The organism is Burkholderia sp. 28_3, from assembly GCF_003253915.1.
Classification (GTDB): domain Bacteria; phylum Pseudomonadota; class Gammaproteobacteria; order Burkholderiales; family Burkholderiaceae; genus Burkholderia; species Burkholderia cenocepacia.
This window is the reverse complement of sequence record NZ_QKZF01000016.1, coordinates 73,957-88,731: the sequence shown is the minus strand read 5'-3', so window position 1 is coordinate 88,731 and position 14,775 is coordinate 73,957. Positions and strand designations below refer to the sequence as shown.

Annotated in this window: 6 protein-coding genes; 4 read left to right on the top strand and 2 right to left on the bottom strand. The window is 69.2% G+C overall.

Annotated features, from left to right (window positions below):
- Positions 1 to 58 precede the first annotated feature (58 nt).
- Positions 59 to 2,467 (bottom strand): patatin-like phospholipase family protein, encoded by a 2,409-nt coding sequence (locus DFS13_RS27435; protein ID WP_048986884.1) that lies wholly within the window; start codon positions 2,465 to 2,467, stop codon positions 59 to 61.
- 272 nt (positions 2,468 to 2,739) lie between these two features.
- Here DFS13_RS27435 and DFS13_RS27430 point away from each other — a divergent pair, with 272 nt between their 5' ends.
- Positions 2,740 to 3,774, top strand: coding sequence for a rod shape-determining protein (locus DFS13_RS27430; protein ID WP_006498859.1), 1,035 nt, complete (start codon positions 2,740 to 2,742; stop codon positions 3,772 to 3,774).
- A 192-nt stretch (positions 3,775 to 3,966) separates the two neighbouring features.
- Positions 3,967 to 4,626 (top strand): YdcF family protein, encoded by a 660-nt coding sequence (locus tag DFS13_RS27425; protein WP_111442330.1) that lies wholly within the window; start codon positions 3,967 to 3,969, stop codon positions 4,624 to 4,626.
- Positions 4,627 to 5,108: 482 nt separating this feature from the next.
- On the opposite strand, the gene DFS13_RS27420 is transcribed toward DFS13_RS27425, so the two are convergent.
- Positions 5,109 to 5,306, bottom strand: coding sequence for a hypothetical protein (locus DFS13_RS27420; protein ID WP_077209982.1), 198 nt, complete (start codon positions 5,304 to 5,306; stop codon positions 5,109 to 5,111).
- Between DFS13_RS27420 and DFS13_RS27415 the strand changes: the two genes are divergently transcribed.
- Together DFS13_RS27415 and DFS13_RS27410 are read left to right on the top strand one after the other, a co-directional pair.
- Positions 5,248 to 12,345: an autotransporter-associated beta strand repeat-containing protein gene (locus DFS13_RS27415; RefSeq protein WP_166677932.1), complete on the top strand. Its 7,098-nt coding sequence runs from the start codon at positions 5,248 to 5,250 to the stop codon at positions 12,343 to 12,345. The two genes, DFS13_RS27420 and DFS13_RS27415, sit on opposite strands and share 59 nt — an antisense overlap.
- Positions 12,346 to 12,500: 155 nt before the next feature.
- A complete protein-coding gene (locus DFS13_RS27410) occupies positions 12,501 to 14,723 on the top strand; it encodes an amylo-alpha-1,6-glucosidase (RefSeq protein ID WP_109342733.1) in 2,223 nt (740 codons plus the stop codon).
- Positions 14,724 to 14,775: the final 52 nt, after the last annotated feature.

The following is a 14,775-nucleotide window of genomic DNA, read 5'->3' as shown; positions in this document are numbered from 1 at the left end:
GGGGAAGACGCCGGCGCGACGGCCGCACGGATGCCGCTGCAGCGGCATCCGCGCATGCTCAATAAGTCCGGCCGAGCTGCAGGTAGACGTTGCGTCGGCCGCCGGGGGCGAGCGCCACGCCGATGTAGACCGGCCCGAACGCGGTCGACAGGCTCGTGAAGAACGTATAGCTCTGCTTGAGCGCGCCGCCGCCGATCTTCTCGCCGGCGGCCCACACGTTGCCGACTTCCGCGCTGGCGCCGATCGACAGGGCCTTGATCGGCGACGCGTTGAACGTCATCAGCTGGTTCATGTACGTCACGTTGCCGTATGCGAGCTCGTTGCCGTTCAACTGGTCGGCCGCATAGGCGGCCAGATGCTGGAAGCCGCCGAGCGTGAAGTTGAACGCGTTGATCAGGTTGGTGCCGCCGATGCTCTTGCCGCCTTCGATCGTCGCGCTGATGCTGTGCCGGCCGAACTGTTGCGCGATCATCGCCTTGCCGTAGATCTCCGTGTACGGCGTGTTGGAGATCGCATCGTCGAATTCCTGCGCCGACTGGCTGTTGTGCGACAGCAGCGAGCGTTCGACGCGGAATTCGGTGTAGTAGCCGTGACGCGGGAACATCGGATCGTCGAGCTGATCGATGACGAGCCGCGCACGGGCGATGAGCGCCTGCGACGTGAAACTCGGCCACAGCAGCGTCGAGCTGCTGCCGTCGTCGGCCGAGAACGGCAGGTTGTAGTTCGGCGAGCCGTGCCCGGTCGCGTAGCCGAGGCCGATCCGGAAGTCACCGAGACGCCCGATCGGCAAGCCGAGGTCGAGCCCCGCGCGCGCCGTCTGCATCAGGTACTGGTTCAGCTTCACGTCATTGCTGTTGTCGTACAGGTTCGCATAGCGACGCTGGTATTCCGCGTACGGCGACAGGTACACGCCATATGCGGCCGGCAGCGGCTGGCGCAATTCGACGCGCGCCGACTGCAGGTCGCTGCCGATCGTCGTGTCCGCGCGGAATTCGAGCCCCGACTCCGTGAGCCACGGCCGCCGGTAGCCGACATGCAGGCGGAAGCCGCCTTCGTCGGTCGAACTGCTCGACATGCCGAGCCCGAACAGCAGGAAGTTGGGCCCCCAGTACTTCTCGCGCGCGTCGATCTCGAGCACGTTGTCGTCGCCGCGGCTCACGATCTGCTGCGTGACGCTCTCGAAGTTGCCGCCCGTCGTGAGTCCGAGCAGATCCTGGCTGACGGTCTGCGGATCGTAGATGTCGCCGGGTTTCACGTGCAGCGCGTTGCTGACGACCCGCTTCGGCACGCCGCCGCTGGTCTTGATGTCGATGCGCGTGATCCGGATCGGTGGCGGCAGCGGCTGCGCGTGCGCGGACCGGTACGCCGCGTACTGTTCCGGCGTGAGCGCGAAACGCCGCAGCCTCGGCAGCGCCGCGGTCGCGGCGGCCTCGCCGGCGGCGATCGCCTGCTTCGCGTTCTGGAAATCGGTGAACGCGAGCGAGCCGAGGTCCGGCGTGAGCAGCACGTCCTGCGCGTCGAGTTGCTTGCGCTGCGCGGTCACGTTCTGGCGGATCAGGATGCCGACCATCTGCTGCATCACGTCGGCCGGCGACGCGAGCGCGTCGAGCGGGCGCAACTGCGAGCCGATGTCGACGGCGATCACGACGTTCGCGCCCATCTGCCGTGCGGTGTCGACGGGCAGGTTGCTGACGAGGCCGCCGTCCACGAGCGCGCGCCCGTTGATCTCGGCCGGCGCGAACAGGCCCGGCATCGCCATGCTCGCGCGAATCGCGAGCGGCAGCGAGCCGTGGTCGAGCACGACCATCTGGCCGGTCTGCAGGTCGGTCGCGACCGCGCGATACGGGATCGGCAGGCGGTCGAACGGCTGGTTGGTCGGCACGGCGGCCGTCCAGTTCGCGAGCAGCGCCTGCAGCCGGTTGCCCTGCACGAGGCCGACCGGCGCCTTGACGCCTTTCTTGCCGAAGCCGAGCGTCAGTCCGTTGATGTACAGGCGTTCGTCTTCCCGGCTGGTTTGCGGCAGGTCCGCGCGATCCGTCACGTCGAACGCGATATCCGCGAGGTTCACTTCCGACAGCCGCTTCTGCATTTCGTCGGCCGCCATTCCGCTCGCGTACAGGCCGCCGACGACGGCGCCCATGCTGGTGCCCGCGATGCAGTCGATCGGGATCCGGTTGTCCTCCAGCACTTTCAGGACACCGAGGTGTGCGTAGCCGCGCGCGCCGCCGCCGGACAGCACGAGGCCGATCGACGGGCGGCCGGCCGGGCCGCCGTCGGCCGAGCAGGTGTGCGCGGATGCAGCGGGCGTGGCGGCCGCCGGCGCGTTGGCCGCCGCGGCGACGGCCTGGGCGGCGGCGGATTCGGTGGCCGGCAGCGGTTGCGCGGCGACCGTGCAGCACCAGAAGGCAACGAGCGTCGTGCAGAGCGGGCGCACCGGCGCCCAGCGGAAGGAAACGGTCGCTGTCATGGTGAAAATACCTGGCGTGATCGTGCGTCTGACGCCTGCCGGGAGCAGGCAAGACCGAGAGATTACCGTGTTTTACAGGCCCAACGCGAGAGGCTGTTGCGTAGCCGGACGGGCGCGGAATGCCCGTTTCGGCAATTTCGTCGCGAAAAAATCATGGGAATTGCCTAAAGTATCGGAATGATTTGCCGCTAAGCTCGTGATGGGGCGGCATGGACGCGCGGCAAAAAAGTGCGGCGCGGCCGTCCCGGCCCGTTCCCTCACCAAGGTTTGATATGTCGACACCGCTGTTCGGAAAGTTGTTTGCGCAACCCGTTGCGATCGACCCGGGAACGGCGAGTACGCGGATCTATACGCACGAACGCGGCGTGGTGCTGAACCAGCCGTCGGTCGTCTGCTTCCGCAAGGGCGGCGCGAGCGACGCGCGGCCGACGCTCGAGGCCGTCGGCGAGCTCGCGAAGGCGCTGGTCGGCCGCGAACCGGGGCACCTCGAAGCCGTGCGGCCCATGCGGCACGGCGTGATCGCGGACGCGCACGCGGCCGAGCAGATGATCCGCAGCTTCATCGACATGTCGCGCACCCGCTCGCGCTTCGGTCGCCGCGTCGAGGTCACGTTGTGCGTGCCGTCCGACGCGACGGCCGTCGAGCGCCGCGCGATCCGCGAGGCCGCGTTCGCGGCCGGCGTATCGGAGGTCGAACTGATCGAGGAATCGCTCGCGGCCGGGCTCGGCGCGGGTTTGCCGGTGACCGAGCCGGTCGGCTCGATGGTCATCGACATCGGCGGCGGGACGACCGAAGTCGCGGTCATCGCGCTCGGCGGCATCGTCTACCGCGAGGCGATCCGCGTCGGCGGCAGCCAGTTCGACGCGGCGATCGTCAACCATGTCCGCAACCTGTACGGCGTGCTGCTCGGCGAGCAGACGGCGGAGCACGTGAAGAAGACGATCGGCTCGGCCACCAGCGCGGTGCCGCGCACGTCCACGCGCGCCGTCGGTCGCAGCATCGGCGACGGCCTGCCGCGCTCGGTCGAGCTGTCCAACCACGACGTCGCGGACGCGCTGGCCGCGCCGCTCAAGCAGGTCATCGGCGCGGTGAAGTCGGTGCTGGAAAACGCGCCGGCCGAACTCGTGACCGACATCGCGCATCGCGGCGTGGTGCTCACCGGCGGCGGCGCGCTGCTCGCCGATCTCGAACGCCTGCTGTACGACGAGACCGGGCTGGTCGCACGGATCGCCGATGAGCCGGCCACCTGCGCGGTACGTGGCGCGGGCGAGGCGATGGGGCGACTCGCGATGTGCCCGGCCGACTGACCCAGGGCGGTGCCGGGTTCGCGTCGCGACGCGGCGCATCCTTCACATACTTTCGATCTCCCGATGGCCGGCCTGCGTGGCCGGCATCGGTTCGTCGCATGGACAGGCGCGAGCGCGCCGTGCTAGCGTGACGCGCCCATTCGGGGCGGGCCGGCCGATGCGCGCGGCGATACCTGAGAGAGACCGACTACCTTGAAATATCGAACCAAACGGGGCTTCGCGGCCCGGGCCGGCCGCGTGCTGGCCGTCGTTGCGTGCGTCTGGGCCGCGGCCGCCGGCGCGATCGTCGTCCATGGCATGCGGATGCCGAGCGATCCGGCGGACGTCGCCGTGATCTTCGGCAACGCGCTCGACGAAACCGGCGCGCCGAAGCCCGTGCTCGCGGCCCGGCTCGATGTCGGCGTGCGGTGTTACCGCGCGGGGCAGTGTCCGGCGTTTCTGGTCAGCGGCGCGATCGACGGCCCCGGGCTGAACGAGGCGACGGCGATGCGCGACTACCTCGTCGCGCGCGGCGTGCCGGCGGACCGGATCGCCGTCGACGACCAGGGCGACAACACGCTCGCGACCGCGCAGCACACGCTGGCCTACCTGCGCACGCACGGCCTGTCGCGCGTGCTGATCGTCAGCCAGTATTACCACCTCGCGCGGGCGCGCCTCGCGTTCGAGCGCGTCGGCATTGCGCGGTCGACTATCTCCGCCGCCTATCCGCGCCGCTTTCAGTGGCGCGATGTCTATTCGAGCTGGCGCGAGGTGCCGGCCTATGCGGTGTATGCGGTGCGGCTGTGGGTGAATCCCGATGCGCGGCCGGTTTCGTTTCGGCCGATGCTTTATCTGATGAGCCTGTTTTCGTGACGCGGCAGCCGCGGCGGCACATGCTTCCGGCCGCGTTGCAACGGTGTTTCAAGACGAAAATCGAAGCAATTCCGGGGATTGCTTGAAAATCCGGATTCCTCTGATGATTATTGACGGCGCGGATTATCCATTTCCTGATCCGGCAGGGTAAAAATATTGCACTGCAAGATTCGCGTATAACGCATCACGACGATATATCAGCGTTTTCACGGATGCGGCGCGTCCGATATCTTTGCGAAAACTCGAAACAAGCCGGTGAAAGACGTGCCGGTCGTTATTGATGAGCGCTTTCCGGCGAGTAAAAAATACATGTGCGTCGGCCCTTGATCCGATGGGAAAACATCGACTGGAAAACGGGTTGAGTTTGATATAGCCTTGTCTGATAAAAGCAGGGCAGTAATCAAATCAACAGAAAGTCGCTGCAAAAAACAGGGGCCGCCATCATGTCATTCGACTAGTTTCGACTTGCATTCCCGGTCTGACTAAAAATTCATCCATGAATAAACCGACATCGCGCCGCGATTGCCGGAGCGGACGCTTTCATCCGTGATTTTCTGCTGTGCGTCACCCTGTGTGGTCGCAATACCAATACCAAGGCCGAAATCAATAACGAGGGAAAGCATGAATACTGCGCGTTCGAAAAAGGCGAGTGAACCGTTCCCGAGACTGTTGTTGCCCACGGGCGTTTTCCTGGCACTGTCCGGCGCGGGTATCGTGCCCGCTCATGCGACTTGCAGCCAGGCGGGCACGACGGTGAGCTGTTCCGGCGTCGCGAACCCGCTGGCGCCGAGTTTCTCGAGCAACCTCAACAACATCAACGCGACGGTCAACCCCGGTGCGAGCGTCGGCGTGCTGCTCGGCGTCGGCGGCACGGCGATGTCGCTGACGGGCAACAACACCACGCTGACCAACAACGGCACGATCGACCCGTCGGCGCTCGGCTCGGGGCTCGGCGTGCTGTCGAGCGGCGCGGTGATCGGCAACGCGGCGGCGAGCTCGGTCAACGTCACCAACAACGGCGTGATGAACGGCTCGACCGGCGTGGCGATCAGCGGCGTGACGGGCATGGCGCTGTCGGTCCAGAACGGCACGGGCGGCACGTCGACCATTACGAACACCGGTTCGATCGGCTCTTCCGCGCTGGTCGGTGCGACGCTGATCGGCGCCGATGCGCCGGTGGTCGCCGCCTACGGCGGCGGCACGGTCAACATGACGAACAGCGGGACGATCAGCGGCCGCGTGTCGTTCGGCTCGAACAACGCGCCCGGCGGCGGCAATACGTTCACCAACTCGGGCGTGATCAACGGCAGCGTGTCGATGGGCGCGAACAGCACGAACACGTTCAATGCGATCACGGGCTCGCAGGTCAATACGGCGGGCGGCACCGGGGGCGCGTTCAACATCACGGTCGGGGCGAACACGCTCAACGTCGCGCAGACGGGCATCGTCGACGGCGGCGCGGGCGGCAACAACACCCTCAACCTGCAGCAGGGCGCTTCCGCGAACGGCACGATCGCGGCCAACAACTACATCAACTTCAATCACCTGAACGTCCAGGGCGGCAACTGGACGATCAACGGCGCGTCCACCGCGCAGGACGCGACGCTGAGCGGTGGCGTGGCGATCATCAACGACAACGCGTCGCTCGGCACCGGCAACATCACCGGGAACGGCGGTGCGTTGCAGGCGGGCACGGCGGCGCTCAACGTCTCTAACAACGTGTCGCTCGGCGTGGGGGGCCTGACGGTGCAGGGCACGACCGGGCTGACGCTGTCCGGTACGGTGTCGGGTGGCGGTGCGCTGACGAAGAACGACGGCGGCACGCTGACGCTGTCCGGCGCGAACAGCTACACGGGCGGCACCAACCTGAACGCCGGCGGCCTGGTGATCGGCAACAATTCGGCGCTCGGCATCGGCACGCTGAACGTGAGCGCGTCGGCGTCGCTCGATACGAGCACGAACGTGACGCTCGGCAACACGGTCAATCTCGCCTCCGGCTCGACGCTGTCGATCGGCGGCAGCAACAGTCTCGGGCTGACCGGCGCGATCAACGGAAGCGGCGGCCTCGTGAAGAACGGCGCGGCGACCACGACGCTGAGCGGCGTCAATACGTATACGGGCGGCACGACCATCAACAGCGGTACGCTCGCGCTGAATGGGGCCGGCAGTCTGTCGGCGACCGGCACGGTCAACCTGACCGGTGCGGGTGCAACGTTCGACGTGAGCGCTGCGTCGGGCGCGCAGACGATCGGCTCGCTGGCCGGCGCGGCCGGCACGAACGTGAACCTCGGCGTCAATTCGCTGACGCTCGGCGGCACCGGCAATGCGACCTATGCCGGCACGATCGGCGGGTCGGGCAGCGTGACGCTGTCGGGTACCGGCGTGCAATCGCTGACCGGTACGAACGTATACACGGGCGGCACCAACCTGAACGGCGGCAACCTCGTCGTCGGCAGCAATACGGCGCTCGGCAGCGGCGCGGTGAACGTGAACGGCTCGTCGACGCTCGACGCGACGACCAACGTGACCCTGGCAAACGGCGTCAATCTCGCGACGGGCACCACGCTGACGCTCGGCGGCGGCACCGATCTCGGCCTCGGCGGCGTGATTTCCGGTGGCGGCGGTCTCGTGAAGAACGGCGCGGCCGCGCTGACGCTGAACGGCGCGAACAATTACACCGGTGGCACGACGCTGAACGCAGGCAGCCTCGTGCTCGGCAACGGCTCCGCGCTGGGCACCGGTGCGCTGACCGTCGGCGGCGCGGCGACGCTCGATACGAATGCGAGCCTGTCGGTCGGCAATGCGATCGGTCTCGGCACGGGCGCGACGCTGACGCTCGGCGGCAGCAACGCACTCGGATTGAGTGGCGCGATTTCCGGTACGGGCGCGCTGGTGAAGAACGGCGCGTCGACCACGACGCTGACGGGGGCGAACACCTACACCGGCGGCACGACGATCAATGCCGGCACGCTCGCGCTCGGCGCGGGCGGCAGCCTGTCGTCCACGGGTACGGTGAATCTGGTCAATGCGGGTGCCACGCTCGACATCAGCGCGGGCAGCGCGCAATCGATCGGCGCGCTGTCGGGCGGCGTCGGCACGAGCGTGAGCCTCGGCGCCAACGCGCTGACGCTGGGCGGGACCGCGAGCGGCACGTTCAGCGGCACGATCGGCGGCACCGGCAGCCTGACGCTGGCGGGTACCGGCACGCAGACGTTGAACGGCGCAAATACCTATACCGGCGGCACGAATCTCAATAGCGGCAGCCTGGTACTCGGCAACAACGGGGCGCTCGGCTCCGGCGCGCTGAACGTCGGCGGGGCGGCGACGCTCGATACGAATGCGAGCCTGTCGGTCGGCAATGCGGTCAATCTCGGCACGGGCGCCGCGCTCACGCTCGGCGGCAGCAACAACCTCACGCTGGGCGGCGCGATTTCCGGCGCGGGCAGCCTCGTGAAGAACGGCGTGGCCACCACCACGCTGACCGGCGCGAATACCTACACGGGCGGCACGACGATCAACGCGGGGACGCTGGCGCTCGGCGCGGGCGGCAGTCTTGCATCGACCGGTGCGATGAACCTCGCGGGCGTCGGCGCGACGCTGGATCTGGGCGGTGCGACGGGCGGCCAAACGCTCGGCGCGCTGTCGGGTGTCGCGGGAACAAACATCAACCTCGGGAACAATGCACTGACGCTGGGCGGGACCGCCAGCGGCACGTTCAGCGGTGCGATCGGCGGTACGGGCAGCCTGACGCTCGCAGGCACCGGCACGCAGACGCTGAACGGCGCGAGCACCTATTCGGGCGGCACGAACCTCAATAGCGGTGGCGTGGTGCTCGGCAACAATACGGCGCTGGGCACCGGCACGGTGAACGTGGGCGGCGCGGCGACGCTCGATACGAACGCGAGCCTGACGGTGGCCAATGCGGTCAATCTCGGCACGGGTGCGGCGCTCACCTTGGGCGGCAGCAATGCGCTCGACCTGAGCGGTGCGATTTCCGGTGCGGGCAGCCTCGTGAAGAACGGCGCGGCGACGACCACGCTGACGGGCGCGAACACGTACACGGGCGGCACCACGATCAACGCCGGCACGCTGGCGGTGGGCGCGGGCGGAAGCCTCGCGTCGACCGGAGCGATGAATCTCGCGAGTGCCGGCGCGACGCTCGATCTGAGCGCCGCGACGGGCGCACAAACGCTCGGCGCATTGTCGGGCGTCGCGGGCACGAACCTCAACCTCGGTGGCAACGCACTGACGCTGGGCGGGACCGCCAGCGGCACGTTCAGCGGTGCGATCGGCGGCACGGGCAGCCTGACGCTCGCGGGCACCGGCACGCAGACGCTGTCCGGCGCGAACACCTATACGGGCGGCACGACGATCGGCGGGGGCAGCACGCTGGCGCTCGGCGCGGGCGGCAGCCTTGCGTCGACCGGCACGGTGAATCTGGCCGGGGCCGGGGCGACGTTCGACCTGAGCGGCGCATCGGGCGCGCAGACGATCGGCGCACTGACCGGTGCGGCCGGCACGAACGTGAACCTCGGCGGCAACGGGCTGACGCTGAGCGGCAACGGCAGCAACACGTTCGGCGGCGCGATCGGCGGCGCCGGCGGCCTGACGCTCGCCGGCAGCGGTACGCAGACGCTGACGGGCGCGAACACGTATACCGGCGGCACGACGATCAGCGGCGGCGGCACGCTGGCGCTGGGTGCGGGCGGCAGCCTCGCGTCGACCGGCGCGGTGACCCTCGCCGGCACGGGTGCGACGCTCGATCTGAGTGGCGCGACGGGCGCGCAGACGATCGGCACGCTGGCGGGTGCGGGCGGCACGAGCGTGAATCTGGGCGCGAATGCGCTGACGCTGAATGCCACCACCAACGGTACGTTCGGCGGTGCGATCGGCGGGACGGGCGGTGTGACGGTCGCCGGCACGGGCACGCAAACGCTGACGGGCGCGAACACGTATACCGGCGGCACGACGATCAACGGCGGCAGCACGCTCGCGCTCGGTGCGGGCGGCAGCCTCGCGTCGGGGGGCGCCGTGACTCTCGCGGGCGCGGGCGCGACGTTCGACGTGAGCGGCGCGACGGCCGCCCAGACGCTCGGCACGCTGACCGGCGCGGCCGGCACGAACGTGAATCTCGGCGCGAATGCGCTGACGTTGAACGGCAGCGGCAACGGTACGTTCGGCGGTGCGATCGGCGGGACGGGCGGCGTGACGTTCGCCGGCACGGGCACGCAAACGCTGACGGGCGCGAACACATATACCGGCGGCACGACGATCAACGGCGGCAGCACGCTTGCGCTGGGAGCCGGTGGCAGTCTCGCGTCCGGTAGCACCCTGAATCTCGCGGGCACGGGTGCGACGTTCGACGTGAGCGCTGCGAGCGGCGCGCAAACGATCGGTGCGCTGTCGGGGGTGGGCGGCACGAACGTGAATCTCGGCGCGAATACGCTGACATTGAACGGCAGCGGCAACAACACGTTCGGTGGCACGATCGGCGGGACGGGGGGCGTGACGCTGGCGGGCACCGGCACGCAGACGCTGACGGGGGCGAACACGTACACGGGCGGCACGACGATCCATGGCGGCAGCACGCTTGCACTTGGCGCGGGAGGTAGCCTCGCGTCGACGGGCGCGGTGAATCTTGCGGGCACCGGTGCGAGGTTCGATGTGAGCGCCGCGACCGGTACGCAAACGATCGGTGCGCTGTCGGGCGCGGCCGGCACGAACGTGAGTCTCGGCGCGAATGCGCTGGCGCTGAACGGCACCGGCAGCAGTACGTTCGGCGGCACCATCGATGGCTCGGGCAGCGTGACGGTGGCGAGCGGCACGCAGGTGCTGACCGGCGGCAACACGTACACGGGCGGCACCACGATCGCCGCCGGCGGCACGCTGCAACTCGGCAACGGCGGCACGTCGGGCAGCGTGGCCGGCAACGTCGTCGACAACGGTGCGCTGATCGTCAATCAATCCGGCAATGTGACGATCGCGAGCGTGCTGTCCGGTACCGGCTCCCTCACCCAGGCCGGCAGCGGACAACTGACCCTGACCGGCGCGAGCACGCTGAGCGGGCCGACCACGGTCAGCGCGGGCACCCTCGCCGTCAACGGTTCGCTCGGCCAGTCGACCGTGACCGTGCAGAGCGGCGCGACGCTGACCGGCACCGGCACGGTCGGCGGCCTCGTCGTGCAGAACGGCGCGACGGCGGCTGCCACGCAACCGGGCGCGGCGCTGAACGTGGGCGGCAACGTCACGTTCCAGCCGGGTTCGACGTTCCAGGTCGCCGCCACGCCGCAGCAAAGCGGCAGCCTCGCGGCGAGCGGCACGGCGACGCTGAACGGCGGCACCGTGCAGGTGCTGGCGAACCAGAGCGCTTACCAGCCGAGCACGACGTACACGATCCTCAGCGCGTCGTCGGGCGTGCAGGGCGCGTTCACCCAGGTGAGCGCGAACTACGCGTTCCTGACGCCGACCCTCAGCTACGACCCGGGCCACGTGTACCTGCGACTGGTTCAGAACGGCACGTCGCTGCCCGACGTCGCGACGACGCCGAACCAGCGCTCGGTCGCGACCGCGCTGGGCGGGCTCGGCGCCGGCAATCCGCTGTACGACGCGGTGCTGACGACCGACGCGCCCACCGCGCGCCGCGCGTACGGGCTGCTCGACGGCGAACTGCAGGCGAGCCTGAAGAGCATGCTGCTGCTCGACAGCCGCTATGTACGCGACGCGGTGACCGATCGTGTCCGCCAGGGTCTCGCGCCCGGATCGGGCCCGCTCGCGGCCCTGTCGTCGGGCGGCGCCGCGCTGTGCGGCGACAACACGGCCGGCGTGGCCGACCCGACGCTGCCGCCGGAACGCCGGATCGGCTCGCGCGACGGGTGCTACGGCGGGACGCCGTATCAGCCGGTCGTCTGGGGGCAGGCGTTCGGCGGCCGCAGCCGGCTTGCCGGCGACGGCAACGCGTCGACGATCAACCGCAGCATGACGGGCTTCATCGCCGGCGCCGACATGGCGCTCAACGACAAGTGGCGCGCGGGTCTGGCGGCCGGTGTCACGCACAGCTCGCTCGACAACGACCAGAGTTCGTCGGCGGCGGTGAACAGCTACTACCTGTCGCTGTACGGCGGCGCGCAGTACGGCGCGCTCGGCGTGCGTGGCGGCGCGTCGTACACCTGGTACCGCATCAACAGCGACCGCTATCCGGGCTTCGCGGGCTTCTCCGATCACGACTCGGCTGGCTACAACGCGAATTCGGCGCAGGTGTTCGGCGAAGTCGGCTACGCGCTGCCGGTCGGGCCGGTCGCGATCGAGCCGTTCGCGGGCCTCGCGTACGTGAACCTGCATACCGACGGCTATACGGAAACCGGCGGCGCGGCCGCACTGCGCGCCGGCGGCGAGACGACCCACGTCGGCTTCTCGACGCTCGGCCTGCGTGCGGCGTCGCAGCTCGGCTCGATCGCGAGCGGCACGTTCACCGCGCGCGGGACGGTCGGCTGGCGGCATGCGTTCGGCAACGTGCGGCCGTCGTCGGCGTTCACGTTCGCGAATGGCGGCACGTCGTTCCAGGTGTCGGGCGTGCCGATTGCTCGCGACAGCGCGGTACTCGAAGCCGGCATCGACGCGAACGTCACGAAGCGCCTGACGCTCGGCCTCACGTACAGCGGCCAGTATGGCAGCGGCGTGCGCGACAACGCGATCCTCGGCAACATCCTGTGGAAATTCTGACCGGCAACTGACGTACCCGTCCGCGGCGCCTCGCGACGCAGCAACGTCGCGGGGCGCCGCAGCCGTTTCGTCGCTGCGCACGTGCCCGGTTCTGGCCTATCCTGTGCGAAACACGCGACGCGCGCCGCGCGTTGCGCCTCGACACAGGAGCATCGATGCCGAATCACGCCGAAGCCACGACGACGCAGGCGCCGCAAGTCGCGCCAGTTGCCCCGACCATCGCGTCGGGTCCCGCCTTCATCGCGCCCGAAGCCGATCAGCAGGTTCTCGCGCGCAACAACCAGTACGTGCTGAAATCCGGTGACGCGTTCGTGGTCAGCGACGCGCTCGGTGACATCGGCGGGCATGACGACGGCCTGTTCGTCGACGACATGCGCGTGCTGTCGAAATGGCGCCTGACGTTTGGCGGCCGCGCGCCGTCGCTGCTGTCGGGCGCGACGAGCGCCGACAACGCGTCGTTCACCGCGCACCTGACGAACCGCCCGCTGCCGCCGCTCGGCGGCCACGAGACGCCCGAGGGCGTGATTCATATCGAGCGCATGCGCGTGCTCGCGGGCGACGTGCTGTACGAAGCGCTGACGCTGACGAACTACGGCGCGAGCGAAGCCGAGGTGCCGCTGTCGCTGTCGTTCGCGGCCGATTTCAAGGACATGTTCGAAGTGCGCGGCACGCAGCGGCCGAAGCGCGGCACGGTGGGCGCGCCGCGCGTCGACGCGGGCGCGGTGCGGCTGCGCTACGACGGCCTCGACGGCGTGGAGCGCAACGTGACCGTGCATTTCTCGCCGGCGCCCGACGCGCTGTCGGTCGATCGTGCGGACTACACGCTGACGATCGCCGCGCAGGCGTGCGTGTCGATCTACCTGACCGTCGATGCGACGCTCGGGCCCGCGCAGGGCGAAGGGCCCGGATGCGGCCGCGTCGCGCTGCGTACCGCGCTGGTCGGCGTGCATCGAGAGATGCGGGCACGGCGCGAGTCGATGGCGCGCGTGAACACCGGCAATCCGCTGTTCGACGCATGGCTCGATCGTTCGCTCGCGGATCTTGGGCTGCTCACGACGCAGCTCGACACGGGGCCGTACCCGTATGCGGGCATTCCGTGGTTCTCGACGCCGTTCGGCCGCGACGCGATCATCACGTCGCTGCAGATGCTGTGGCTGCAGCCGTCGCTCGCTCGCGGCGTGCTGCGCTTTCTTGCCGAGCATCAGGCGCGCGAGACCTCCGCGTTCCGCGACGCGGAGCCCGGCAAGATCATGCACGAGTTCCGCCGCAGCGAGATGGCCGCGACGGGCGAGGTGCCGTTCGCGCTGTACTACGGCGGCGTCGATACGACTCCGCTGTTCATCGTGCTCGCGGGCGCCTATCTCGAACGCACCGGCGACGATGCGCTGATCGACGAGCTGTGGCCCGCGCTCGAGCGCGCCGCGCAATGGGTGATCGACAAGTGCGACCGCAATCCGTACGGATTGCTCGATTACCAGCGCACGTCGGAGCGCGGCCTCGCGAACCAGGGCTGGAAGGACAGTCACGATTCGGTGTTCCACGCGGACGGCCGTTTCCCGGACGGGCCGATCGCGCTCGTCGAAGTGCAGGCCTATGCGTGCGCGGCGCTCGACGCGATGTCGGCATGCTCGCACCGGCGCGGCCATGCGGCCGACGCGACGCGCTACGCGTTGCGCGCGAAGACGCTGCGCGACCAGGTCGACGCGCTGTTCTGGATGCCGGAAGGTGATTTCTACGGGATCGCGCTCGACGGTCATGGCGAGCTGTGCCGCGTGTTCGCGTCGAACGCCGGCCACCTGCTGGCGTTCGGGCTGCCCGACGCCGAGCGCGGCGCGGCGGTCGCCGGCGTGCTCGGCTCGGCGCTGTTCCAGACGGGCTGGGGCATCCGCACGCTCGCGGCCGGCCAGCCGCGTTTCAACCCGATGGCGTATCACAACGGCTCGGTGTGGCCGCACGACAATGCGCTGATCGCGCGCGGTCTCGCGCGCTACGGCGACAAGACGGCCGCGGTGAATCTGCTGCGCGCGCTGTTCGAGGCGGCGGTGAGCTTCGAGATGCGCTTGCCGGAGCTGTTCTGCGGGTTCCCGCGCCGGCGCGGCGAACCGCCGACCGCGTATCCGGTGGCCTGCCTGCCGCAGGCGTGGGCGGCCGGCGCGCCGTTCATGATGCTGCAGGCGTGCCTCGGCGTGAGCATCGACGCGTCGCGCCACGAGGTGCGCGTCGAGCGCCCGGCCTTGCCGGAAGGCGTCGACTGGCTGCGGATCGACGCGCTGCGCGTCGGCGACGAAACCGTATCGCTGACGTTCCGCCGTGTCGACGGTCAGGTCGTCGCGGCGGCGGAGCAGCCGGGCCGCGTGAAGGTGGTCGCGGTACTGTAGCGGGGCGCTGCGAACGTTGCGCGATGTCGCGCCACGTTCGCGCGCAGCGGCA